We start from the raw sequence: 24,977 nt of genomic DNA, 5'->3' as shown, positions 1-24,977 counted from the left end.
GCCGCCGCCGTTTCCTCCCTCAACCCTGGAGTCACCCACCCATGCAGCACAACGCATCCGAGCCGTCGGCGTCTGAGCCTTCGCCGTCGTCGCTGGTCGGGGAGGAGTACGAGGTCGAGGTCGGCCCCGTCGCGCACGGTGGCCACTGCATCGCCCGCACCGCCGAGGGCCGCGTCCTGTTCGTACGCCACGCCCTGCCCGGCGAGAAGATCGTCGCCCGCGTCACCGAGGGCGAGGCCGACTCGCGCTTCCTGCGCGCGGACGCGGTACGGGTCGTCGAGGCGTCCAAGGACCGCGTCGAGGCCCCGTGCCCCTACGCCGGCCCCGGCAAGTGCGGCGGCTGCGACTGGCAGCACGCCAAGCCCGGCGCGCAGCGCCGCCTCAAGGGCGAGGTCATCGCCGAGCAGCTACAGCGCCTCGCGGGCCTCACCCCGGAGGAGGCCGGCTGGGACGGCACGGTCATGCCGGCCGAGGGTGACAAGCTTCCCGCGGGCCAGGTCCCGGCGTGGCGCACCCGCGTCCAGTACGCGATCGACGACGAGGGCCGGGCGGGCCTGCGCAAGCACCGCTCGCACGACGTGGAGGCCATCGACCACTGCATGATTGCCGCTCCCGGCGTGACGGAACTGGGCGTCGAGAAGCGCGAGTGGCCGCAGCTGGCCACGGTGGAGGCGATCGCGTCCTCGGGCTCGCACGACCGCCAGGTCGTCCTGACCCCGAACCCCGGCGGCCGTCTGCCCCTGGTCGAACTCGACAAGCCGGTCTCGGTCCTCCGGGTCGAGGAGAAGGACGGCGGAGTCCACCGCGTGCACGGCCGGGCCTTCGTCCGCGAGCGCGCGGACGGGCGCACCTACCGCGTCGGCATGGGCGGCTTCTGGCAGGTCCACCCGCAGGCACCCGACACCCTGGTGAAGGCGGTCATGCAGGGCCTGATGCCGCGCAAGGGCGAGATGGCGCTCGACCTGTACTGCGGCGTGGGCCTGTTCGCGGGCGCGATCGCGGAGCGCGTCGGCGAGACCGGGGCGGTCCTCGGCATCGAGTCCTCCAAGCGCGCGGTGGAGGACGCCCGCCACAACCTGGCGGATCTGCCCCGGGTCCGCATCGAACAGGGCAAGGTCGACCAGGTCCTGCCCCGCACCAAGATCAGCGAGGCGGACCTGATCGTCCTGGACCCGCCCCGAGCGGGCGCCGGCAAGCAGACGGTGAAACACCTCGCAGCCCTGGGCGCCCGCCGCATCGCCTACGTAGCCTGCGACCCGGCCGCCCTCGCCCGCGACTTGGCGTACTTCGCGGAGGCGGGATACAAGCCGCGGACGTTGCGGGCGTTCGATCTGTTTCCGATGACCCATCATGTGGAGTGCGTCGCCATCCTCGAACCCATCGCAAAGGCCGCCTGACCTGCGGTTTTGTCGATGGGCATTATGTGCGGTGCGGGCGTTACGGGCGATATCTTGACGCTGAAATGACGCTCGTGACGCTCGTTTGACGCTCGTTCTGATGGGGCGTCAGGCGCATCCGCGGGCAGGTCAGGCCCTGTCAAGGTGGCAACCGCCGGTGGGGCGACGAGGGCTGGCGACGCTGAGCACCGACCGGCTGAGTCCTGCTGGTCAGATGTCGCAGAAGAGACCAGTCAGCGCGGTGACCTGCGGGGTCTTGCTGTCGTAGGTCGTTGACCTGCATGAATGCCCTTTCGGTTGTTTCATGCTCGTGCTGGCTGATGTGGCCGGAAGTCCCAGGAAAGTCCCAGAGAACTCCCACCGGACGGGAGCCACTCTTTCGGCTCTGTACAGGGCATACGGGTGCTCTGTGGGCTGGTGATCGTGGATCGACGGTCTGGCCCGAATGAACGGCAACGCGCACTGCTCGAGCGGCTCGCGGCCGGTGAGGAGCGTCCCGCCGCCTGGCGCCGGAGGATTGGCGGTCGGCTTATGCCTTGCGTGATCGAGGGTTGTTAAGGATCAGTCGGGGTGGTGCGGAAGCGCTCGTGAAGGTCACCGAGAGTGGTCGCCACTACCTTCGACACGGTCATCGCCCTGAGGAGCCGACGTCGGCTGAAGGGGGCGACCGGGCGGCATTCGCCGGGCCTGCTGGGCGCGGGCGTAGCTCCGTATCCTACGCCGAACGGCCCGTCGCTCGTGCGCGACGAGCCACGGCGACCGAGTTGGTCGAGCGGCTGCTCGCCGAGGGGCGTGTCCGTGTCACCGAGGAATGAACCCAAATCCCCAGGAGACGGAAGGTCGAGTCCGTCGGAAAGATACCTGTAACCGGCGCCGCACCCTGGGACGGCTTAGTGAAATGGTCGATGCAGCTCGATCCGGTCGGGGTGATCGGCGAGCCGGGCGCGGACCTTGCGGGAGCGGTGGGCGGAGTGGCCGTCCAGGACAAGGTGGACCTTGTGCGTGAAGTGTCCGGCGAGGCGGTCCGGGAAGCGGCACATCATGTCGGCGTCGAAGGTCTCGGTGAAGACCATGAAGTGCATGCGGCCCTTGGTGCTGATCGCCGACGTAGCGTTGACGGAGAACCGGTTGCCTGTGCGGCGCACGATCGGGGTGCGTCCCTCCTCGCCCCAGGTTCGGCCGGTGACCTGGTCGGAGCGGATTCCGACCTGGTCGGCGAAGAGCGCCTCGCTCCCCTCGGTCTTCGCCTTGGCGCGGATCGCCAGCCACGTCTCTTCCTCCCACACCCGCACCGCCTCGGGACTCTGCTCGATGGCCCGCTTGTCCGGGCGCTGGAACGAGAGGCCCCAGCGGCGCAGGTACTTGCCCACGCCCTGCTCGGTCGTTGCCGATGCATGGCATCGGCTTGACTCTCCCTTGGGGCCGGGTCTCTAGGGTTGTTGCCGCATACGTATGCGACGGGGGAGTGTTTGCATGGGCGAGGGCGGCGGGGGCGGCAAGGTCCCCGAGATGGTGCTGCAGATCAGGACCGCGGATATCAAGAGCGCCGCGCCGGTGTTCCAGGAGCAGGCCAAGAATCTGAGCGAGGCGTTGACCACGCTGATCACCACGCTGGACGGTCTGGGTAAGCCCTGGGGTGAGGACAAGCAGGGCAAGGAGTTCGAGGACGTCTACGCGCCGGTGCAGAAGAAGATCGAGAGCGCGACGGGCATCCTTGTCCTGGGTCTCACGAGCATCCATGAGGCGTTGGTCGACCTGTCCGACGGTCATGTCGACAACGACAAACTGATCGAGGGCATGTTCACCAAGGTGAAAGTTCCCCACCAGGACAGCGGCGACAGTGCGGGGGAACGTTGAGCGTCGAGGACACAGCCAAGCACATCCTCCTGAAGATGGGCCTGTGGTGGCCCGACGCCAACTCCGGGACGCTACGCAGCGCGGCATCGGCCTGGCGGACATTCGCCGACTCGGTCGACGACGTACGCGGTCCGACGAACACAACGGCGCGCTCGCTCATCCACCACAACAAGGGCGAATCGATCGAGGCGTTCGACACGTTCTGGTCCCAGTACGCCAAAGACAAGGACGCCGGCTGGCTGGGCGATCTGGCTGTCTCGGCCCGGGCAATGGCCAAGTTTCTGGACAAGTTCGCCGACGCCATCGACGACGCGATCCACAAGCTCTGGGAACACATCGCCATCGACGCGGTCGTGATCGCCGCCGGCGTCACCGCCGCCATCCTCACCGCCGGCATCGCCTCCGGAGCGGCCACGGTGGCCGCGGATGCCGTCATCGAACTCGGCGCCACGCTTGGTGTCGCGGTGTCCGCCACCGTGGCCGAGATCGTCGCGGAGACCGTGGTCACGGCAGCGTTCGCCGGCGTCGAGAACGTGACCATCGACGCCGCGGTGGCCCAGCCCTTGAACATGGCGGCGGGTTTCCAGCACGGCTTCAACCTGGACGAGGTCAACCGGGCCGCTGAGGACGGCATGCTCTACGGTGGCGCGCTCGGCGCGGGCAGCGGTGTGCTGCGGGCCGGGGCGAGCCCCTCCATGGCGGATCAGCTGATGCGCGTGCCATCGCTGCGCCCCGACCTGGTGGATCTGGGGACGGCCGCCCGGAACAGCGATCGCATCCCCTGTGTGGGCGAGCCGATCGATGTGGCCACGGGCGCGATGCTGATGACGGCCACCGACCTCACCCTGCCCGCCACCCTGCCGCTCATCTTCCAGCGCACGCACCTGTCCTCCTACCGCGGTGGCGTCTGTTTCGGACCCACCTGGATATCGACGTTGGACGAGTGCATGCAGATCGACGGCGAGGGTGTCGTGTTCGCCTCCGCCGACGGCATGCGCCTGGTCTACCCCGTCCCCAAACCAGGCGTGCCCACCCTGCCGGTGACCGGTCCGCGCTGGCCTCTCGAATGGGACGGCAAGCCGGACGGCGTCATGACTGTCACCGATCCGGACACCGGCATCACCCGTACCTTCACCACTCCCTTCCCGTCGGGATCGTTCGGCACCTTCCATCTCCCGGTAGACGCCTGGTCCGACCGCAACGGCATGCGCATCGACGTGGAGCGCACCACCGACGGCATCCCTATGGGCCTGCGCCACTCGGGCGGCTATTACGTTGCCGTCGACACCGAAGGCCCCCGCATCACCGCCCTGCGCCTGCTCGACCAAGCGCCGAACGCCTACACCTCGAACGCAACCCGCGAGGGCGGCACCGTCGTGATGCGCTATGGCTACGATGAAGCGGGCAACCTCAGCGAGGTCATCAACTCCAGCGGCCTGCCGCTCACCTTCGCCTACGACGACGCCGGCCGCATGACCAAGTGGACCGACCGCAACGGCACCTGGTTCACCTACGTCTATGACGAGCGCGGCCGCGTCACCCGTACCGAGGGCATCGACGGCATTCTCTCGGGTTCGCTGACGTACGACGAGACCGCGCGCACCACGACCTACACGGACTCCTTGGGCCGCCGCTCGACCCACCGCTGCAACGCCGAGGGAATGGTCGTCGAGGAGACCGGCCCGCTCGGTCACACCACCCGCACCGATTGGGACGATCGCGGCGACAAGCCGCTGACGATCACGGACCCACTGGGACGGACCACGCGGTACACCTATGACGAAGCCGGCGCCCTCATCGAACTCACCCTGCCCGACCGGTCCGTCGCGCGGGCCGCGTACAACGCCCTGGGACAGCCGGTCGAGGTCATCGACCCAGGCGGCGTGACCTGGCGTCACACCTACGACGCCGCAGGAAACCTGCTCACGACGACGGACCCGCTCGGCGCCGAAACGCGGTGCACCTACGACGAGTCCGGGCATCTGGTCGCCGTGACGGATGCCCTCGGCCACACCCGGGCGGTCGTACCGAACGCGGCCGGACTCCCACTGGCCGTGACCGACGAGCTGGGCCACTCCACGGCTGTGCGCCGTGACGTCTGGGGCCGTGTCGTGCAGGCGACCGACCCGATGGGCCACGTCGTTCGCATGCGCTGGACGGTCGAGGGCAAGCCGGAGTGGCACGAGCACGCCGACGGCAGCCGGGAGTCGTGGACGTGGGACGGCGAAGGCAACCCCCTCACCCACACCGACGCGGCAGGCAACCTGACCAGCTACACAGCGGGTCCCTTCGACGTACCGGCCACCCGCACCGACCCCGACGGCAAAACTTACGCCTTCGCCTACGACACCGAACTCCGCCTGACCGAAGTCACCAACCCGCAAGGTCTCAGCTGGTCGTACGCCTACGACGACGCGGGCAGGCTGGTCGCGGAAACAGACTTCAACGGCCGGACGCTGGCCTATGCCCACGATGCGGCGGGGGGTCTGGTCGCGCGCACGAACGGGGCGGGCGAGACGCTGGCGTTCACCCGGGACGCGATGGGGCGCGTCACCGAGCAGCGGTCGGACACAGGCGAGGCGACCACGTATGAGTACGACGCGACGGGCGAGCTCGTCCGCGCTGTCAACGCAGACGCCGACGTAGTCACCCGGCGCGATGCGCTCGGTCGTGAACTCGCCGAAACTGTCAACGGCCGAACGACGGCCTTCGCATATGACCCGCTGGGACGGCGGACCCGTCGGGTCACCCCCTCGGGTCTGGTGTCCGAGTGGACCTACGACGCAGCCGGGCGTCACACCCAACTGGCCACAGAGCACGGCAAGTTGAGTTTCACATACGACGCATCGGGCCGCGAGACCGAACGCCGTATCGGCCGCGACGTGGCGCTCCGTCAGACCTGGGACACAACCGACCGGCTCACGGCCCAGACCTTGAAGTCGGGAGGTGCCGACGCTGACCGCCTCCTCCAGCACCGTGCGTACACCTACCGTGCGGACGGCTACCTGACCGAGATCCGCGAACTCACCTCCGGCACACGGAAGTTCGATCTGGACGTGATGGGGCGCGTCACGGGCGTCCGGGCCCATGGGTGGTCCGAGACGTATGCCTACGACGCGATGGGCAACCTGTCGCAGGCGATCGCGCCCGCCCACGAGTCCGTCGGAGACCGCGAGTTCGACGGTGCCCTCATACGCCGAGCCGGCCGCACGACGTACGAGCACGACGCCCAGGGCCGCCTGACCCGCAAGACCCGCAAGCTCCTCAACGGACAGCGGCACACCTGGACATACGTCTGGAACGCGGAGGACCGGCTGACAGAGGCCGCCACTCCCGACGGTACGCGCTGGCGGTACGCCTACGACCCCCTCGGCCGCCGCATCTCGAAACACCGAGTCGCCGACGACGGATCGACTGCCGAGCGCGCGGAGTTCACCTGGGACGTGGCTCGGCTCGCCGAACAGAGCGCGCCCGACGGCGGGTGCACCACCTGGGACTACGAACCGGGCACCCACCGCCCCCTAACCCAGACAGACCACAGGCCAGTGGTCCGCGAGGAGGGGGTGTCCTTCCTCTCCCTGCTGGTCGAAGACCCGCCGGCGGACTACACGCCCCATTTCCATGGGGTCATCACCGATGCCGTCGGCACCCCGGCTGAACTGATCTCACCCGAAGGCAAGCTGTCCTGGCAGCGCCGCACGAGTGTGTGGGGAACAAGGCTTCCTGCTCCTGCGAATGATGCCGAGACGGACTGCCCTTTGCGATTTCCGGGGCAGTACGCGGACTCGGAGACGGGACTGAGCTACAACCACTTTCGCTACTACGATCCCGAGATTTCCCGCTACGCAAGTCCTGATCCCCTCGGCTTGAAGGGCGGGCCGAACCCGTACTGGTACGGTCCCAACCCGCATGCGTGGATCGATCCGTATGGTTTGGCGCTCTGCCGCACACCCCCTCGAATGGAGGACGGAAACCCCAAACAGGGATGGCAGCATATCGATGAACGTCATATTGCGGGTAACAGCGCCTCAGGCCACGGTGATCTCCTACCGCCATCGACGACACGTGCGCAGGTCGAAGAAGCCGCACAAAAAATCATGGACGGAGGCACGCGAGTTTCCGACCCCAGTCGAACAATCCAGACATTCGAAAAGCGGATGATTGTGAATGGAATGAGAGCCCGTTTCCGACTCGTCGTAGATTCTTCTGACGGAAACAGGATCATCACATTCTTCCCTGTTGGAAGGAGCTTTACCCCTTGATCGATTTCAGGTTCTCCGTGCGGCCGGGGCAAGGCGCCCCCAGCGGGTTTGACCTGGGCGACCTGGTCTGCAAGGGCGATCTTGGGGAAGCCTCCAGCGTCGGACATGTCCCGGATCAGGGCATGATGATTTACCTATCCGTGACGCAGCTGCTCGATGACCTCGGGGCTTTCCTTGTCGGCGCAGGAAAAACGCTGACCTTCACGGGAGTCGACACGTCCTTCGAGTTGGTGTTCCGGCAGGGGAAGAAGGAAATCTCCGTGGCGTGGAAGAACGGGGCGATTGCCAGGGTCAGCCGCAGCGATCTCGCGGAGTCCGTGGCCGAAGCCGCGTCGGAACTGGCGGATTGGGGGCTCGCGTTGCTTCCCTCGCAGGATGCGGTCAAGGTCGACTATCTTGCTGCACTGAACAATTTCCTAACGACGGCGGTCCGCTCATGATGGCCTCGTGTCAACGGGTAGCTCGATGCCTACTGGCACTGTCATCCAGGCAGGGCTCCGACATATTGATACGCAACGCAAAGGGTTCTATTCGAGGGTGTAGCGGACGAGGGAGCCCGCCGCAGTGGCAGCGGATTATGTGTGGTTGCCGTTGACGGCGGTGGAAGAATCTGCGGGTTTCGGCGGCGAGTTGGGCCTGGTCTCGGGCCTGATGGTGCATGGGCAGGCTGCGCTTGAGGTTGGCATTGACCAGCTCGTCCTCCGACGGTGAGTTTCAGGCGGGTACGACGGTGCTCAAGGCCCACGGCCTCACCTCGGGCGAGTTCCTGGAGTGGATGGACGCGGCGTTCGCGTCCGACGACTCCCGCCCGCTGCTCGCCGCGCACCCGGAGCACTACGTGATGGGCACCGAGGCGCTCGGGGCGCGCGTGGTGGAGAACATCGGCCCCCACGTCTGTAGTGGACGGGGGCCAGTTCGTCTTGTCGCTCGCCTTGTCGGCGGACGAAGATAGCGATTGCTAACTCTTGTTGGACGCCTGGGAAGAAGCGGCTGTTGGTTGGGGGCCTTTTGGTCTCGGGGGTGAGGTCGATGACCCAGCCTTCGGTGCAGGTGCGCCGCAGATAGGACCGCATACCTTGGAAGCCAGCGCCGCGGATGAATCCGCCGGTGCTGACGAAGCAGACGACGCCGTGGCGGTGATCGCCATGTTGGTCGAAGACTTTGTGAGTGGCCCAGCGCCAGAAGTAGGTGCACAGGCTTTTCAGTTTGTTCTCGTATACGCCTGCTGCACCGCGCAACCGAAAGTCGTCCAGGGGTGGGGCCCCGCGGCCTGGTGAGCCCTTCTCTATCCATCCGCCCTGGCCTTCTGCTTGTTCGCGGTGGGGAGGGTTGCCGATGACGACGGTGATGCGTTCGTTGCGCTGGATAGTGCTTGCTGCCTCCGCGTCGTCACGTAAAGGCCCCCACAAGGCGCCATGGCGATCGAAGAGTTCACTGGGCCGCCACAGGTCGGCGAGGGTGTCGGCCAAGTGCAGGCGCATGTCCCGCAGCCGGACCCGGGCATTGAGATGCCGCAGCATCTGACCGACGCGCATCTGAGCGACGGCGAAGGCGCCCATCTGCTTCTCGAACCCGATCAGCCGACTTGCGAGTTCCTGCACGGATTCGGCGCGGAAGCCCTCGTTGCCACCCTCGGATTGTCTGCGGGCGACGAGGTCGATGACGCCGGTGAGGAAGGTGCCAGTTCCCATCGAAGGGTCGATGTGGACACACCAGGGTCGGCGAAGCCATCTGGGCAATCCAATGTGTTGGCCAGGAGCTCGTCAACAAGCCGGATCATCTCTGTCACCAGCGGGGCTGGGGTGTAGTAGGTGCCGGAGTCCTTGCGCAGGTCGGCGTCGTACTACTGCAAGAAGTGCTCGTAGAGATGGATGTGGAAGCCAGGGTCGCTGGTGAGGGCATTTTTCCAGTCGATGGCATCAATGACGCGGACGAGCATGTCCAAGCTGTCACGGAATTCTCCCTCGACCTGATCAGTGAGGATCTGTAACGCGCGGCCCATGACGGAGTGCTCAGCCCCAAGGCGTCGGCCTACCTCGTGCAAGCTCATGCCGATCAATGCTTTGTTCTTGTCGCCAGCGGTGTCTGAGCTGGCGAGCAAGAGGGCGAAGGTGACGGACTGGGCATATCGATCAGCGAAGGTGGCGCGCTTGTCCCGGCTGTCCGTGGTCGGGAAGAGGTCAACCTCAAGCGTGGACGCCAGGTCGGTGAACGGGCGCCGGTGACGTGGAAGGCCCGCTTCGGCATCGAGACGGTCGTGGACAGCATCACGCAGGAGAGTGCACAGTGGAGCGATTTGGCCGACCACTTCTCGCATGGACGTCAGCGGCTGGGGTTGCCAGCTGAAGAAGGCGACGAGCATGGCCTCGAAGGCGGCCTCAGTGGCGACCGGTAGCCGTAGGCGGGAGCCGGCGCTGCGCAGATCACCCTCGAAGTGGATGGTGTCGCCGTACTGCCGACCTGAGCGGTACATGATCCAGGTCTGACCGTTCGTTAGATCAGGTTGGGCAGTTTCGCCATGCCTTCCCACTGACGACGGTCGCGCTGGTTCAGACCGCCGGGATGGATCACGCTCTTGTCGGGGCTCTTCAGCTCGATGTAGCCGACGATGTTGCGCGGCGATTTCCCGATCCGCACTGCCAGGTCAGGGCGTATCCGATGCGCGGCGATGGCGACCTCGGCATGTAGGCCCGCCTGCAGCCCCAACACCCCTGCCGCTTCGACGAGAAGGGTTTCTACTGCTCGGCGGATCGCGGCTTCCTTCTGCCCGTGCAGCAATGCCTGCTTACAGGTCGAACCGAAATCGCTGACGATGCTCCGAAACCGCTCCTTGCGCTGCATCTCGCCCCCCGAGGCCAGCACACGCCCGCATCTTCCTCAACTTACGGTAACCGTAACATCACTCCCCGTCGAGAGCGTCGCCTCGTCGAAAGGCCGAGTGCGCGTGCTGACGGTGCGGGCAGGGATTGGTTGCTGGTTCTGACAGTGTCAGACCTTCTCGGCCATGACTCGGGAGTGGTCCTCGGTGAGCATGGAGATGTCTTCGACATCGGACGTCAGGATTGTGACGCGGCCAGGCTGAGCAAGTGCGGTGGCGCAGAGCATGGCGTCGATGGCGTACTTGTGGCCGTGCAGTCCGGCCGTGCGCAGCAGGTTCGCCGCAGTCTGGGCGGTGGCCTGGGTGAGGGGCTCGACCCGCAGTCGGGATAGTGTCCATTTCAGCGCCGCGTCATTGATCCTGGGGTGGCTCACCTCGACCAGTACTGCGGCCGAGGTGACGACGGGCCAGTCGGCCTCGCGGGCGGCCGTGAGCCACTCCTGGACCTCGCGGTCGCGCTGGACGGCTTTGGCCAGGCCCTCGCTGTCCAGAATCAGAGCGCCGCTCACGCGGCCGCACCAGCCCCGGAGGAGGGGGTGCCGGTGAGCCTGGCCCGCTTGGCGGCCACGGCCTCCGGATCGGCAGGGCCGTTGACACTCTCGAAGTCGGCGATCAGCTCGTCCAGGCTGTCACGCTCGATCTGCCGCTGTGCAGCCTTCTCCAGGTAGGCAGACACGCCCCGCTTGCCGACCCGTTCGCGGATCGCCTGCAGGGTGCCGGCGGCGAGGGAGACGGAGATTCCACTGGTGGGCCCGTCGCCGGGGAGGAAGTCGGTGTCGTCGTCAGCCATAATGCGAGTATAGCATTTCGAATGCTATAAAGCGACGTCCTAGCTGATTCTCTGCTCGCGCGTTGGCCTGCGCAGCCACGAGCTGGAGAGGGTGTTCGTGCCGGGTCGGTCGTGCGGCAAGAGATCGCACGTAGCGCCCGTAACGCACACCGAACCCGGCCCGAACTGCTCTCGGTGCGACGCTGACCTGCGGCTTTCTTTCACATGTTTTTGATTCACATGTTTCCGATGACGCATCATGTGGAGTGCGTCGCCATCCTCGAACCCATCGCAAAGGCCGCCTGACCTGCGGTTTCTTGGCCTTCGCCCGCTATTCGACCTGTTTCCAGTCGAGTATCGGGTGAAGGCGTCCAGCGACCGCTTACTGCCTCTGACCTGCCGATTTGAGAAGGCATGGCGCAGTCTTCGTAGCAGCATGGGTGCGTTCGCGGGCGGCTGACGCTCAAATGACGCTTGCGCTGAAGCCTCATCACATGGACCCGGCCGCGCCCACGGGGTGGCCGGGTCCATGTTTCGGCCTCCGTCAATTCCAGTGCTGCGCTCGGCGGATCTGACCGCATGACGGCGAGGGCATGCGGATGCCCATCAGTGGCGTCCGTGACTCCCGACCGAAGAGCTGCCATGAGGCAGCTCGGCGGCGTCGACTCGATCGGCAACCCAAGTTCCTTGTCCCTGCGGGACAAGAGTGGGGGCGGAAAATGAACCAGAATGATTGCTGGTCGTGCGAAGCGGCAGAAGGGCCGCATGGTAGCGATCACCAAGTGTCGGAACTACGAGCTCGAAGACCTCCGGTGGCGCGAGGAGCTGTATCAATCTTGGCGCCTTGAGTGGGGGTGCACGGTGACCCGCTGACCCGCCCGCTGGCATTCTGGCCCAAGGCCGGCGCCTCTTGATGATCGCTTCTACGGACAGGTACGGACAGTTCCGTATCGCCCACGTGGGCAAGTCGAGGCGGGGGAAGCGGGCAGCGGACAATGAGCAGCAGCTTCGCATCACTCAAGTGAGGCAGCGTCACCACCCACTTGTCCTGACCGAGCTCTTGGATGCAGTTCCAGGCAACTTGCGAAGTCATTTGGTGGAGGAGGGGCAACAGGCCAAGGGGACCGGAGGGACGCTGCGAGTGGCGCTGCTTCGGCTGCGACCAGAGTTACGCCCGGTTGTTGACCCGATTGAAGGCTCTACGGAGCCCTGGAACTTTGGCCCGTCCTCAGCAGGCCAGGTCATTTCTTTGCAGCGACGCAACGATGGGTGCCACCCGCATGGCGGGCTTCAAGGCACAGACCCTTGCTGAGTGGGATGCCCCGGCAGAGGAGCTGTACGACGACTCGGTACCTTTGCAGTTTCTCGACCGGGTGACCGTGGCTCATGGACCGGACGGGCACGCGGACGCCGACGATGTGTCTCGGTGCCTTTGAGGAAGAGCACCCGCGCGCACATCCGGGCTCTGAGCGGCAACGAACCCCCTCGGGCTCAGCGCAACGCCCAACAACGTGCTGAGCGTTGAAGCCCAGTCGTGCGCATCGGTGAGGCTGTGACGGGCTGGAGTCACGTGGTGAGGAACCGTACCGGTTCCGCCAGGGCGGCGCGTGCCCCGTCGAAGTCGGACAGCCTGGCAGCGACGGTGGCTGTCGCCAGCCGTGGTGGCAGAGCGGCAGAGAACTTCAGTCCGCGAACAGCTCGCTGGTCGACTTCCGGAAGCACCAGAACCGAATCGGGTCCCGCGGCCTCTCGGGCGGCTCGCCACATGTCCGATGTCAGGTCCTCGCGCAGTCGGACGTAGCAGTCGGTCGGCCGCTGCACCGGGTCGGTGATAGCTGACAGCGTCGCTCCCAGTGTGGCGTTGGCGCGATAACCGGCCCAGGTCCACCAGCGGACGTCGTCGCCATGTCGTGCCACGAGTGTCCCACCGGGGTGGACCACGTGAGGTGCCTCCTCCTCGCGCCACTCCCGCATGCAGGCCTCCGCTCTCCCGGTGCGCGAGACGAGCGGATCGGCGCCGAGCAGTACGTCGCGCATCGCCCGGGTGAGGGCGTAGGACAAGCCGGTGAGCATGCCGCTCGACCACTTGGCGACGCCTCCACCGTCGACGGGCTCCACGAAGGCCCGCTTGCGGCCCCAATCGATGAAGGTCACCTGCCAGCTGCGGCCGGCAAGCAGCAGACGGCGCGGGCCAGGCCGCTCCTCGGTCAGCACGGAGGGATCCATTTGTCCGATCTCCGTGCGCCCGGACAGAACGGTGAACTGCGGGGGAGCGGTGAACGAGGCGGTCAGCTCGATGAAATGGCGCCGCCCGAAGCGGCGCTCCGCCTCGGGGCCGATGAACATCAGACCGCCATCGGATTCCAGGAATCCTTCGTCCACGAGGTGTCGCAGGATGGGGGCCGCCGAACGGTCGAAGGGGGCCAGCCCGTTCCACTGGTCGGGCCACAACTGGTCGCCCAGCTTGTGCTGTTGCAGAGTGGCGGCGAGGAGTTGCTGTGCGACGAGATGTCGTGGTTCGGGTGGCGCGACGACCGGTTCGACCCAGCCACGGCCCCAGAGCAGGAGCAGACCGGCGGCTTGCAGGAGGGCTTCCTTGCGTGTGGCCAGGAACAGGCAGTTGCGGGTGGACCCGGCCCTGCGTCCGGTACGGCCGACGCGTTGAAGGAAGGAGGCGACCGTGCCTGGGCAGTCGATCTGGATGACCCGGCCCAGGTCACCCACGTCGATGCCCAGTTCCAGGGTCGAGGTGGAGACGATGACGCAGTCGCGTGCCTCGGCGAACGCCTGTTCCGACCTGGCCCGCTCGTCCGCCGAGAGCGAGGCGTGCGACAGGAAGACCGTGACCTCGCGCGCACGCAGGGCCGCGCCGAGCTCCTCCACCTGGCGCCGGGAATCGCAGAACACCAAACGCTTCTCGCCTTTGTGCAGCGCCGCGATGACCTTGGCGGCGTTGGCGAGGGACCCCACGTAGTCGAGTTCGATGTCCCCAGGCGGCGGGTCGCTGATCTTGGGCGATCCCGAGTGGCCGTCAGACGTCGAGTGCGCCTGAGGGAGTTCGGGCGCGATGACCTGACCGGGGCGGCGGCCGGCCCCCGAGCCCTGGAACCAGGTGAGGAGTTGTCGGGGATTCCCGACGGTCGCCGAGAGCCCGATCCGCTGGATCGGCCGTCCTGTCACCCGTTCGAGACGCTCCAGAACCGCCAGCAGGTGCCAGCCCCGATCGTCGCCGGCGAATGCGTGCACCTCGTCCACGATGACGGACTTGATGCCGCCCAGTAGGTGGGCGTGGTCCGTCTTCACACCGATCAGCATCGCTTCGAGTGATTCCGGAGTGGTGAGAAGGATGTCGGGCCGATCGGTGCGGATGCGCCGACGCTGCGATTCCCTGGTGTCCCCGTGCCAGAGGGAAGCGGTGCGCCCCAGCCACTGGGCGTATGTGTCCACGCGGTTGACGAGGTTGTTGAGCAGCGCTTTGAGCGGGCAGAGGTACAGGACCGACGTCCCCGTCCAGCCCTGGGCCGACATGGCGGAGAGGACCGGAAGACAGGCGGCCTCGGTCTTCCCTCCGGCGGTGGGGGCGAGGAGGATGGCGTCCTCGCCGTCCATCACGGGATGGATCGCGGCCCGTTGCAGCGGACGCAGGTCCGGCCAGCCGAGCGTGTTCACCACGTGATGGAGGATGACGGGATGGAGCCGGTCGGCGGGGTCCGCGGTGGGGCCCATCACAGTTCCAGGTCGATATCCGCGGCAGACGGGGTACCGGCCAGGTTCCGTTCCACGTCCGTCAGTTCCTCGCTCGTCACCGTGAGTCGGTAGTGCCGGCGAGGGTCGAAGTCCTCGAACTGGTCGATGCGGTCCAGGACGTCACCGACGAGTTTCTTGAGAAAGAGCCGGGGTGCGACTCCGGTCTTTCCGCCGAGGGCGCCGCCCACGGCTCGGGCGAGGTCGGCGATGTACGCGTCGTCGGCCAGTGCCTCGATCCGGTCGGGGGCGGTGGCGCCTGCCGCGTACAGGTCGCGGATGTTCATCCCGAGGTCGGTCAGTGACTCCTGGGTGAAGCCGCTCAGCCGTACCTGGACGGCGCGCGGGTTGTCGAAGCGCGGGTCCGTCGTGAAGTCCGTGGCAAGGCGCTGGGCCAGTGGAGCGAGCCGCTGTACACCCTGCTGGCCGTCGTAGAAGGCGGGTGTTCCGGTAATGACCAGGTAGAGGCCTGGGAATCGTCCCGAGTGGATCTCGTCGATGAGCTGGCGCAGCGCGTTGAGTGCCTTGTCCCGGGCGTCGGACCGTACCCGCTGGAGCGTTTCCACCTCGTCCAGTACGACGAACAGCCCCCGGTGTCCTGAATCCCGCAGGACGGTCAGCAGGCCTTGCAGGAAGCCCAGGGCGCCGAAGTGGTCCAGGTCCCCGCGGACGCCGGCGGACCGGCGGGCTGTTGATGCGACGTGGGGCTGGCCGCCGAGCCAGGCGAGGACGGCCGCCGCGGTCGGCTCGTCGCCCTCGGCGAGCGCAGTCCGGTATCCGCGCAGCGCCGTGGCGAACGCGGGGGCATGCCGGGACACCTCGCTCAGCCGGGCGGCGAGCAGCCGCTCCACCTCTCCGCTCAGCTCGTCCTCGCTCGCCCCGGCGGCCAGGGCGTCCTCTTCGAGCGCGTAGAACCAGGCATCCACGACCGGCCGGAGGGCGCTGGGCGGAAAGCTCGTGGTGGCGAGCCGCTCGGTGAGACGCCGGTAGACGGTCTCCAGCTTGTGCAGCGGGGTTTCGGTCTCCGAGATCTGGATCTCCGCCACGGCGAAGTTGCGCTGCTTGGCGCGCTCACCGAGCCAGCGCGTGAAGAAGGTCTTACCGGATCCGTACTCGCCGCGGACGGCCTTGAACACCGAGGCACCGGAGGCGACAGCGTCGAGTTCCGCGTCGAGGGCGGCCTCGAAGCGGTCCAGCCCGGTGGCGAGCAGGTCCAGGCCGCTCTCGGGGACGGCGCCGCGACGCAGTGCGTCGATGGCGGTGCGCCGCCGGGCGGCGGAGACGGCGGAGGTGCGGGGAACGGTCACGGTCCCCATTGTTCCATTCGCGGTCGCCCGCCCTCCGTGCCCGAAGTCACCGCTGGCGCAGGGCTCCGTAACCGAGGCTGGACGTCAGGTAGGTGACGAAGTCACCGCTCTTCGCGGACTTGTCCGGCCCCCACTTCTTCTCCTTCTGGAAGTTCTCGAACTGCTCCTTGAGTGCCTGCCACAGGGATTCGAGGCGGGCAGGGCTCGGGAAGACACCCTCGCGGGCGGCGTTGCCGAGCGAGTCCGGCCTGTTGAACACCTTGCCCAGGAGGTCGACGGCACCGAGCATCGCCAGGTGGAAGTGGAGGTTGGTGTATTCCGAGCGCGAGATCGGCTCGGACCTCGACTGGAGGAAGTCGTCGACGTGGCGCTGGGCCTTGGCGAGCCACAGGTAGACCGGGAGTTCGGTCTTGTCGGAGAAGACACGTCCGTAGTCGGAGTCGGACTTCAGCAGGCTCGACGGACGGGCGCGGGCGTAGTCGGGGCGCCCCAGTGCCATGGCCATCACCGACTGCGCCAGGAGCGGGATGCTGATGATGCGGTCGGCCGGCTTGCCCTGGTTCCGGTAGAAGTTCTTGCGGCGGTCGTAGAACCAGTCGTGTTCGAGGAAGTACGACTCGATCTGGCGCTGGATGTCGTCGGTGGCCCGGAGCGAGGCGACGGGCACGGTGGTCTGCCGGTTGGTGGCACGGATCACCGCGTCGCGGGCGGCCTGGTCCGCGGTGACGAGGATGCGGACCTGGACGAGCCTGTTGAACACGGGGTCGGAGGGATCGGCGACGTACCGCTCGCGCAGCGTCTCGTGGAGGGTGTACGAGGTCTGGAGGCCGTTCACGATCTGCACGTCGGAGAGGCTGAGCCGCTTGCCGACCGACGTTGCCTGCGAGCAGACGATGGTGATGCCGTTGTTGAGCCACCAGAACTCGGGCGCCTGGGGATTCTGGAGGGACGCCGTGATCTCCCGGTTGACCTCCACGTCGCCCTGGTAGTCGCGGACGTTCCAGTCGAAGATGTGGGACTTGATCATCCCGGTCTCGTCGCTCAGGAACTCTATGTACTCGCCCAGCGCGACCAAGGCGATGTGGCTGGTGCCGTGGGTGATGCTTTCCCGGTACGGAAGTTCCAGGGTGTACGAGGGCAGGGTGCTGGCCCGCTTCCACAGTTCGGCCGGGCCCAAAAACTCGACCTCGCCGGTGGAGATGGCGAAGGCGTTGGTGAACTGGGCCTCCAGGATCTTGGCCTTGGCGAGCACCTTGGGATGTACCTGGTCCGCTTCGCCGCGGGTCACATACGAGAACTTGATCAGGACGGTCGGATGACGGGTGAGCAGCCGGGACAGCGCCCTCCTGAACAGGGCGAAGCGGGCGAGCAGGTCGTCGTCGTACAGCACGCTGACTGCGGATTCGTCGACCTCCATGTCGAGGAGGTTCGAGCAGGTGGAGGCCACCTTGTCGAGGGCCAGCTCGGAGAAGGCGGGACTGGTCTTGGCCTGGACGAGCCAGAGCGTCAGCTGCGTCTTGGCGTCGATGTTCGCGACCGAGGAATGCTGCTGGAAGATCTCGCTGTCCTCGTGCAGGAGCCGGCCGCCGAGGAAGACGTACGCGCCGTCGATGCCCCCGTCGTCGGAGCCACCGATCACACCGGCCTCGATTTCCTCCTCCGAGAGGCCGAACCCGTGCAGGGCGTGCGCGCACGCGAACCGTTCGAACGTGGCGTCGAAGGAAAGCGGAACGGAGCGGGCGGCGCGCTGCTCCTCGACCATCTGGTTGATCAGTACGCGATCGTTGGCGCTCATGGCTCCTGGCTCGTTCGGTGCGGTACGGGGCGAAAAGAACTCAGCCTAGATCGAATTGGATGCGGAGCAAGGGGATATCCAGCCGAACGGTTCGGCCATCGGGCAGCGTCTCCAGGACCTGGACACCGTCGTAGTTCAGGAGCTGACGCAGCGTCGCGGCGAAGCCGTCCGCGCGGGTCGCCGGGTAGCCGACACGCTGGGCGAGCGCCGTGACCGGCAGGGTGCCACCGGCTTCGAGCAGGACCCGGACGGCACGGTCCACCTTGTCCATCGGGGGTTTGCGGGCGAGCAGCCCGATCTGGCCCTGGAACGCGTCGGCGGCGAAGAGGGCGGCTACGAGGGCGTCGTCCGGGTCCACCACGGCCGGGGTCAGCAGGGCCGCCGCGTCCTCGTCCGCGGGTACCACCGTGATGTCGAACAGGGCGTCGTTCGTCTCGGCCAGACGTGCCTGGCCCGGAGTGGCCCTCTGCTGCTTCTGCCGCTTCGGAGGGGCCGCTGCCGCAGGTACGGATGCGAGCGCGGGGCGGGAGGACTGCTCGTCGAGGAGCCACCACGGCGGCCGTTGCTCACCCAGTTCCCGCCAGGCCGGAAGCGGGTCCGCTCCGAACGGCAGGAAGGCGAGCACCGGGATGGTGAACTCGGCGAGGGACGCCCCGCCGTGATAGCCGGCCTTGCGGGCCGTGTACCGCGAATCGGCGTCCCACAAGGCTACGACGGAGGAGCCCGGCTCGGGCGCGACCACCCGGGGCCCGCGGAGCAGGACCTCGGCCGGTCCCGCAGGCCCGTCCGAGGCGGCCCGGTGGCGGGCGGACAACGGGGTTGCCGCCTCGACCTTCGTACCGTGCCGGTCGACCACGTGGCCGTGGTCGCTGGTGACGAGGACGGCCATGCCCTGCCCCGCGGCGATGCGCAGCAGGTCGAGGAGGGCGGGGACGTGGTCTGCCCGCCAGGCGCCGTCACCCAGCTTCTGTTCCTTGGCGAGCCGGTCGTCGATGGCGTTCAGGACGACGGCTACATGGGTGCGACCGTCCATGAGCGCCTCGGTGAGCGCCGGGCCGAAGGTGTTTCCGGCGCTGTCGGCCCGCAGGTCGTCTTTATGGAAGACCGCGGCCGATGTTCCGCCCCACAGCGGCAGATCGGGAAACAGCCGTGCCTCGTCCTTCTGCGAGCCCTCCATCAGCCTGCCCGCGAACAGAGAGGTACGGGAGACCGAGGTCAGGGTCGGGAGGGCGGCCGCCATCGCCCGGCGGCGGGGCAGGCCCTCACCCATCGGGTCGAACTCCGCCCAGGAAGCGCGCAGTTCCTCGCCCAGTTCGGCGGCGATGGCCGCGCTCATCCCGTCGAGGACGAGCAGCAGGACGCGTCGATTTGACGGGCCTCGGACGATCGGCTTGACCACCCGGTCGAGGAAGGTCTCGACGGTCAGCATCGTGCCGGGATCCGTACCCGCGGCCGTCCACGTCGCCAGGGCGCGCGCGAACTGTTCGTCGATCTCGTGCCGACGTGCGCGGACGCGGACGACGAGCCGGTCGTACGCGGCTTTGACGGTAGGGTCCGGGTCTCCGCCCGCTTCGATGTGTTCGAGGGCCCGGTCCACCCAGCCGGTGTCGGTGAGGTGCCGCTCTATGGCGCGGGCCACGGTGAGCGCTTCGACGGGCGGTTCACCGGTCAGCCAGCGGACGAGCCGCCGGGCCATGCGGGTGCGCTCGATCCGGGCGGCGGTGTCCGGCCCGGCCGGCCGCTGGTGGGCGGCGAGCCTGCGGATCGCGAAGGAGAGTGCTTCGTCCGGCCCACCGGACGACAGCGCCTCTCCTACGGCGGTGAAGCGGGCAGCCAGGCCGGCCGGCAGGACCGGGCTTGCCTGTGCGGCTGCCTCCGCACCGAACTGGCGCACCAGCGACGAGGCACGGTCCAGGACCGTGTCGGAGACCCTGCGGGCCTCACGGGCGCCCTCCGAGGTATCCGCACCACGGGCGTCGGCCGCCAGCAGCAGCCCGCACACATACTCCTCCGAGGCCCGCCCGAAGGCGGCGGCCAGGGCGTCGAACTGCTCGCCGTCTGCCGGTGAGCGCTCTCCGAACCACCGCTCCGCGCGACCTCGCGCCGTGTACACGGACGCGTCCGGTTCGGCATGGCACCACAGGGCAGCGCACACCAGCCCGAAGGCCACGGCCTCCGCTCCGTGGTCGGCCTCGACCAACGCGAGCAGGGCCCGCCCCGCGAGCCCGGCCTGTTCCTCCTCGCCGAGGAACTCGGCGAGGCCCGAGCGTTCCGGTCCGCGCAGTTCCAGCAGCCGTTCGGGGCCGCCGGGGACCAGGGACCAGCCGAGCAGGCTGTGCGGGTCCAGGCGGTCGGCCGCGGCCGACCGGTCCTGGACCTCCGCGGCGTCGTCGTCCGCGTACGGGGGCAGCCGCAGCCGCCGCCGCGCCAGCGCGGACAACGCCGTCTGACGGGACAGCACCACGCCGGGCACCCTGGGCCAGCCGCCCTTGGGCGGGGCGGCGTCCAGCAGTGCCTCGGCGGCCCAGTTGGATTCCTTGAGCCGGGGGTCGACCTGCCGGGTGCCGAACGCGTCCCGGACGAGCTCCCAGCTGTCCAGGGTGTCGATGCGCTGCTTGTGGGCGCGGGCCAGGAGGGCCGGGTCGAGTTCGTTCTGCTCGCGGTCGGTGAGGACGACGAGAACGGACGGGCCCTGAGCCCGGCCCGTCTGCGTCAGGTGGTCGAGGAGCAGTTCGTGGATCGCCAGAGGGGAGGGTGCCGCCACGATGCGGGCCGATTCCCCGTCGCCCCAGACCGGTTCGGACGGCCCGTCCCACAGGGGCGCCGAGCGCAACAGCACCGCCCGCCGCCTCCCCACGCCCTTGAGGGCGTCTGCAAGGGAGGTCTGGGCGGACAGGTACTGCGTGATCGTCGCGAGGTTCAGCCGGACCGCGATCCCGCTCGTGGTGGCCGTACTCATGCCTCGACGACCCGCCAGGTGATCTCGACCGTGGCGCCCGGCTCCTCGGCCGCGAGCTCGGCCAGTTCGGCCTGGAGTTCGGCCACGGCCTCGGCCACGGTGGTACGGCGGCCACCGGAACGCCGGACCTTCCCGGTCGGGCCAGTGGAGGTCGTGGTGGGCCCGTCGTCGGGGACCTTGGGGTGACGGCTCGGTGTGTCCAGCGGCACGTCCTGCGGACCGGGCGCCGGCAGTACGGGCGGCGTCGGCGGGGCGGGCGTCGCCCGGTTCCGCTTGACCAACGCCAGCACCTCGCGCTGCGTCCGGTCCAGGGCTTCGCGCAGGTCGTTGGTCCGCTGGTCGCTGCGGGCGGCGTTGCGCAGGGACTCCAGCAGAGCGTCCCCCTCGGGCCCTTCGGAGGAGGCCAGGTCGAGGGTGGTCCACGGGGCCGTGTCCAGGGCCTGGGCCACGGCTCGTGCCTGCTTGATTGAGGTCCCGAACCGGTCCGCGCTGACCGGGCCGAAGTCGAAGCCGGCCAGCGCCTCGACGGTCTTCTTCGCCGCGGCGCCGCCTTGACCGGCGGGCTGGGTGATCGAGTCCAGGAGGGTGACGGCGCGTCGCGCGATGGCGAGACGTCCCGTCTCCACCGTCTCGTCCAGCCGGAGGAAGGCGGCGTGCCGCTCCAGCTGCGTGACCAGTTCGGCAGCTGATTCTCGGTGGGAGCGGCCCAGTTCCGCGATCCGGCGGGCGAGCTGGTTGACCATCCTGCCCCGGCGCAGCGTCGGTGCGGGCTCGCCGAAGACGGTCTGGAAGCGGGTGCGGGCCTCGTCCCAGTGCTCCTCGGAGGGCAGCGGCTGGCTGCGCAGGACGTCTTGGTCCTTGATCTCGTGGAGCGCGGGCGCGGGGTCGAGCGGGGTCCCGCCCCGTACCCACACCCGGTCGTCCATCTCGGCGAAGGACGCGACCACGAGCCGGGCCAGGAACACCGGCAGGCCGCGCGGTGCCGGGCGGTCGGTCCAGTCGGTGAGGGTGATGAGGCTGAGGTCGCCGGTCACGCCCTCTTCGCGGGCGAGCCGGCGGAAGTGGTCCGCCCAGAAGTGGGACAGCTCGAAGTACGCCTCCTTCTGCTGCCCGAGCCGCAGCGGACCGGCGACCTTGCGCATCAGGTTCCGGTCGGCGGCCGGGATCTCGGTGCGCCCGTCGCGGGCCTCGGCGGCGGCGCGGACGTGTCCGAAGACCTTCTTGGCGTCGGCCGGCTTGACGACGGTCTGGTTGCCGTCCTCGTCCAGGTCGGGGTGGTCGGGGAACTGCGAGGCGAGCAACCTGCCCGCGATGTGCCGGATCCCGTCGTGGAGGGACTGGCCGAAGGACAGGTTCAGCCCTTCGACCTCGCGCAGTGACACCAGGTGGTCCTCGAAGCCCAGCTGCACGTCGGTCGCCTTCTTGTCGGCGAGCCCGTACGCCTGCTTGAAGGCGGCCGTGACCCTCACCAGCAGGGCTTCCCGCTGGGTCTCAAGGAGCCCCTTGGCCCGCGCCCGGTTGTCGGCGCTCAGATGTCCCGCGTACTGGCCGTCGAAGCGCTGGTCGTCGGCGAGAGCCTTGTCGATGACGACGAGGCGGCGGAAGTCCGCGAACCGCTGGCTGGCGAGGTGGGTGGGCAGCCAGGCGACCGTACGGGACGGCTCTCCCTGCTTCTCCCGGAGGCGCTGCATCCGGTGGACGTCGTCGATGGGGCCGTGTTCGGTCTGGTCGTTGAAGGGGAGGTCGATCACGATGCGCCAGCGGCCGTCCAGCTGGGGCATCAGATCGTGGTCGGGCAGCTCTTCCTCGTCGGCGACGTTGCCGAAGGTCACCTCGACGGTCCGTTCGGTGCCCCGCCACACGAACGCCAGCTCGGCGATGATCGGGCCGTGCTCGATGCCCAGTTCCTCGGCCAGGATCCGCCGGGCGAGGGCCTGCCGGTTGCCCGGGTTGTCGTTGACGTTGGCGTTGGCGATGACCGAGTCCACGTCGACGCCCGAGAGTTCGAGCCGGACGCCCGGATTGGCTTGCGTTCCGGTCTTCTTGATCTCGGGGAAGCGGGCGGCCCAGTCCTCCACTTTGTTGCTCAGGATGCCGTACTCACGGCCGGGGATCGGGGCGACCACCGAGCCGTAGTTGAGGGCCGACAGACGGCGGATCGTCAGGTCCGCGAGGGCCGGGACGCTCGGGGCGAGCGCCGACAGCAGCAGGGTGCCGATGATTCGGTTGTCGCCCCGGAACCGCTCGATCCGGCCTCGCAGCTCCTGGTCGGTGATGCTGTCGGGGCGGTTGGTGTACTGCTCGATGTCCTCTTCCGACACGTTGTGGGTGAGGAGGAGGTAGGGGCGCAGCTTGGTCCGGTACAGCTTGTCCGCGGCCTCGAAGACCACCTTCAGGCTGTCGGTGAACGGTTTGTCGCCGCCCGCCGTGATCAGAGGGTAGAGGTCGCCGACCGGGATCAGGTCGCCCAGGCGCAGTTCGCCCCGGTGGTCGGCGAGCAGCTGCCCCATGAGCTTCATGCCGGTCCGGTTGCGCTGGAGCGCGGAGGAGACATGGACGAGGGTGTCCATGAAGGCCGGGGAGAAGGGGTAGGTCAGGCGGAAGGACTCCTCGTCCGCGCCGACTCCGTCCGCGCCCCGGTCGGAGCCGAGGAGGGTGTCCCACACCTCCTGGCGGACCTTGCGGGTCTTGTCGAACTCGGCCTTCACCAGGGCCGCGGATTCCGCGTCCTTCGGGGTCAGCAGACGGGCGTGCGCCACCTGCGGGAGGTTGCGGTCCTCCAGCGTGATCTTGTCGAACCGGCCGGAGGCGAGGTTCAGAGTGTCCTGGATGGAGGACTCCGCCGCTCCCGACACCTCCTCGCCGACCAGCTCGCGCAAGTCGCGCTGGCGGGCGATGAAGGAGACCACGGGGATCGCCCGGCGGGCGTCGCCGCCCTCGACGAAGTTCGTGATCTTGCCGGCCTCGCGGGCCACGAACTTCTGGTCGTGGATCAGTGTGGCCAGCCACAGGATCAGCTCGTCCATGAAGAGGATCAGGCCGTCGTATCCGAGCGATTTGGCGTGCTCGGCGAGCACCGACAGGCCGGCGTCGAGGGAGATGAAGCCGTGCTCGTCCTCGGCGGCGTTCTGCGCGAATCCCGGAAGGAGGTTCGTGCTCGCGTCCTGCACCAGCCGGGCGCGCAGCTCGGCAGGGGTGGACGGGCTCACCAGGTTGAGGGCCCGGCCCGCTTCGTGGACCTCCTCGGCGGCGAGCGCGGTGTCGAGCAACGAGGGCGTCCAGGCGAAGGACTCGCCCCACTCGTCGTCCTCGTCGGCGTTCCCGCCGGCCGCGTCGAGCGAGCCGAGACCGTTGATCACGGCCGCGTCTCCCATCCGTGCGCGCATGGCCCGGATGTCCGTGAAGAGGGCGTCGGTCCGGTACACCTGCGGGGTCGACGCCTCTGGGTGCAGTTTCTTGACGTGCGTGACGTACCCGCCGAGCACGCGCTGCTCCAGGGCCTTGGCCCCGAGCATGTGGTACGGCACGAGCAGGAACCGCTTGCCGTCCGTGCCGAGCCACTCGTGCTTGGTCAGCACCGGGTCCAGGTCCTTGCGGGAGCGGGCCGCCGGACTCCCGCTGAGCAGCGCGTGCAGCACCGCCATGAAGTGCGACTTACCGGAACCGAACGAACCGTGGAGATAGGCCGCCTTGGAGGTGTGGCCGTCGAGCGCCGCCCTGATCAGACCGAGGGCCTCGTCGAAGTTCTCCAGCAGCCGCTCCGTGACCACGTAGTCCCGCAGCGCCCGCTCCGCACCTTCGGGAGTCGTCGCCTCCGAGAGCCGCAGGACGAAGTCCGAGGTGGAGATGGACTCCTTGATGTCGATGACATCGCGGAGCAGGGGCGGCTGCTGGGCCATGGGCGGTCTCACTCTCCGGCGGGCGTGCAGGGGCTGGGCTGGTCCGATCGTATGGTGTTGCTCTGACAAGCGATGACCGTATTTCGCCTTTTGACGGCACCCCGCCGGAG

At 68.0% G+C, this 24,977-nt stretch carries 15 protein-coding genes and 1 pseudogene; 6 read left to right on the top strand and 10 right to left on the bottom strand.

Going from position 1 to position 24,977, the window contains the following annotated elements; all coding sequences use genetic code 11:
- The first annotated feature begins 41 nt into the window (after window positions 1–41).
- Window positions 42–1,397, top strand: a complete 1,356-nt coding sequence (locus AB0D31_RS10245; protein WP_362719728.1) for a class I SAM-dependent RNA methyltransferase — start codon at window positions 42–44, stop codon at window positions 1,395–1,397.
- 905 nt (window positions 1,398–2,302) lie between these two features.
- On the opposite strand, the pseudogene AB0D31_RS10240 reads toward AB0D31_RS10245, so the two are convergent.
- A pseudogene (locus AB0D31_RS10240) lies at window positions 2,303–2,779 on the bottom strand (IS630 family transposase); the annotation flags it as partial.
- Window positions 2,780–2,870: 91 nt separating this feature from the next.
- Between AB0D31_RS10240 and AB0D31_RS10235 the strand changes: the two are divergent.
- The 5 genes from AB0D31_RS10235 to AB0D31_RS10215 all read left to right on the top strand — a co-directional run bounded on the left by AB0D31_RS10235 (window position 2,871) and on the right by AB0D31_RS10215 (window position 9,324).
- Window positions 2,871–3,254, top strand: a complete 384-nt coding sequence (locus AB0D31_RS10235; RefSeq protein WP_362719725.1) for a hypothetical protein — start codon at window positions 2,871–2,873, stop codon at window positions 3,252–3,254.
- Window positions 3,251–7,516 (top strand): RHS repeat-associated core domain-containing protein, encoded by a 4,266-nt coding sequence (locus tag AB0D31_RS10230; protein WP_362719722.1) that lies wholly within the window; start codon window positions 3,251–3,253, stop codon window positions 7,514–7,516. The genes AB0D31_RS10235 and AB0D31_RS10230 overlap by 4 nt, the downstream gene beginning before the upstream one ends.
- Window positions 7,513–7,956, top strand: a complete 444-nt coding sequence (locus AB0D31_RS10225) for a hypothetical protein (RefSeq protein WP_362719719.1) — start codon at window positions 7,513–7,515, stop codon at window positions 7,954–7,956. Before AB0D31_RS10230 ends, AB0D31_RS10225 begins: the two co-directional genes overlap by 4 nt.
- A gap of 239 nt (window positions 7,957–8,195) precedes the next feature.
- On the top strand, window positions 8,196–8,468 hold the full coding sequence (locus AB0D31_RS10220) for a hypothetical protein (RefSeq protein ID WP_362719716.1): 273 nt from the start codon (window positions 8,196–8,198) through the stop codon (window positions 8,466–8,468).
- 463 nt (window positions 8,469–8,931) lie between these two features.
- A complete protein-coding gene (locus tag AB0D31_RS10215) occupies window positions 8,932–9,324 on the top strand; it encodes a hypothetical protein (RefSeq protein ID WP_362719713.1) in 393 nt (130 codons plus the stop codon).
- Window positions 9,325–9,359: 35 nt separating this feature from the next.
- On the opposite strand, the gene AB0D31_RS10210 is transcribed toward AB0D31_RS10215, so the two are convergent.
- The 9 genes from AB0D31_RS10210 to AB0D31_RS10170 all read right to left on the bottom strand — a co-directional run bounded on the left by AB0D31_RS10210 (window position 9,360) and on the right by AB0D31_RS10170 (window position 24,867).
- Window positions 9,360–9,989, bottom strand: a complete 630-nt coding sequence (locus AB0D31_RS10210) for a hypothetical protein (RefSeq protein ID WP_362719710.1) — start codon at window positions 9,987–9,989, stop codon at window positions 9,360–9,362.
- Between the two features lie 20 nt (window positions 9,990–10,009).
- Window positions 10,010–10,357, bottom strand: a complete 348-nt coding sequence (locus AB0D31_RS10205) for a hypothetical protein (protein ID WP_362719707.1) — start codon at window positions 10,355–10,357, stop codon at window positions 10,010–10,012.
- A 147-nt stretch (window positions 10,358–10,504) separates the two neighbouring features.
- On the bottom strand, window positions 10,505–10,903 hold the full coding sequence (locus AB0D31_RS10200) for a PIN domain-containing protein (RefSeq protein WP_362719704.1): 399 nt from the start codon (window positions 10,901–10,903) through the stop codon (window positions 10,505–10,507).
- Window positions 10,900–11,184, bottom strand: coding sequence for a hypothetical protein (locus tag AB0D31_RS10195; RefSeq protein WP_362719702.1), 285 nt, complete (start codon window positions 11,182–11,184; stop codon window positions 10,900–10,902). The genes AB0D31_RS10200 and AB0D31_RS10195 overlap by 4 nt, the downstream gene beginning before the upstream one ends.
- 1,545 nt (window positions 11,185–12,729) lie before the next feature.
- A complete protein-coding gene (locus AB0D31_RS10190) occupies window positions 12,730–14,889 on the bottom strand; it encodes a DEAD/DEAH box helicase (protein WP_362719699.1) in 2,160 nt (719 codons plus the stop codon).
- Window positions 14,889–16,223 (bottom strand): BREX system ATP-binding protein BrxD, encoded by a 1,335-nt coding sequence (gene brxD / locus AB0D31_RS10185; RefSeq protein ID WP_362719697.1) that lies wholly within the window; start codon window positions 16,221–16,223, stop codon window positions 14,889–14,891. The genes AB0D31_RS10190 and brxD overlap by 1 nt, the downstream gene beginning before the upstream one ends.
- 37 nt (window positions 16,224–16,260) lie before the next feature.
- Window positions 16,261–18,009 (bottom strand): AIPR family protein, encoded by a 1,749-nt coding sequence (locus tag AB0D31_RS10180; protein WP_362719695.1) that lies wholly within the window; start codon window positions 18,007–18,009, stop codon window positions 16,261–16,263.
- A 40-nt stretch (window positions 18,010–18,049) separates the two neighbouring features.
- Window positions 18,050–20,968 (bottom strand): BREX-2 system phosphatase PglZ, encoded by a 2,919-nt coding sequence (gene pglZ / locus AB0D31_RS10175; RefSeq protein WP_362719692.1) that lies wholly within the window; start codon window positions 20,966–20,968, stop codon window positions 18,050–18,052.
- On the bottom strand, window positions 20,965–24,867 hold the full coding sequence (locus AB0D31_RS10170; protein WP_362719689.1) for a phage resistance protein: 3,903 nt from the start codon (window positions 24,865–24,867) through the stop codon (window positions 20,965–20,967). The genes pglZ and AB0D31_RS10170 overlap by 4 nt, the downstream gene beginning before the upstream one ends.
- Window positions 24,868–24,977: the final 110 nt, after the last annotated feature.

It is taken from the genome of Streptomyces sp. NPDC048361 (assembly GCF_040651795.1).
GTDB lineage: Bacteria > Actinomycetota > Actinomycetes > Streptomycetales > Streptomycetaceae > Streptomyces.
The sequence above is the reverse complement of the archived record's forward strand: the minus strand, read 5'-3'. Positions and strand labels throughout refer to the sequence as shown.

Excerpts from the sequence above, each read along its gene's own strand:
- AB0D31_RS10190 (WP_362719699.1), bottom strand. The coding sequence starts at position 14,889 with ATGGGCCCCACCGCGGACCCCGCCGACCGGCTCCATCCCGTCATCCTC.
- AB0D31_RS10205 (WP_362719707.1), bottom strand. The coding sequence starts at position 10,357 with ATGCAGCGCAAGGAGCGGTTTCGGAGCATCGTCAGCGATTTCGGTTCG.
- AB0D31_RS10195 (WP_362719702.1), bottom strand. The coding sequence starts at position 11,184 with ATGGCTGACGACGACACCGACTTCCTCCCCGGCGACGGGCCCACCAGT.
- AB0D31_RS10245 (WP_362719728.1), top strand. The coding sequence starts at position 42 with ATGCAGCACAACGCATCCGAGCCGTCGGCGTCTGAGCCTTCGCCGTCG.
- AB0D31_RS10235 (WP_362719725.1), top strand. The coding sequence starts at position 2,871 with ATGGGCGAGGGCGGCGGGGGCGGCAAGGTCCCCGAGATGGTGCTGCAG.
- AB0D31_RS10170 (WP_362719689.1), bottom strand. The coding sequence starts at position 24,867 with ATGGCCCAGCAGCCGCCCCTGCTCCGCGATGTCATCGACATCAAGGAG.
- pglZ (WP_362719692.1), bottom strand. The coding sequence starts at position 20,968 with ATGAGTACGGCCACCACGAGCGGGATCGCGGTCCGGCTGAACCTCGCG.
- AB0D31_RS10180 (WP_362719695.1), bottom strand. The coding sequence starts at position 18,009 with ATGAGCGCCAACGATCGCGTACTGATCAACCAGATGGTCGAGGAGCAG.
- AB0D31_RS10215 (WP_362719713.1), top strand. The coding sequence starts at position 8,932 with ATGGCGATCGAAGAGTTCACTGGGCCGCCACAGGTCGGCGAGGGTGTC.
- brxD (WP_362719697.1), bottom strand. The coding sequence starts at position 16,223 with ATGGGGACCGTGACCGTTCCCCGCACCTCCGCCGTCTCCGCCGCCCGG.
- AB0D31_RS10210 (WP_362719710.1), bottom strand. The coding sequence starts at position 9,989 with ATGTACCGCTCAGGTCGGCAGTACGGCGACACCATCCACTTCGAGGGT.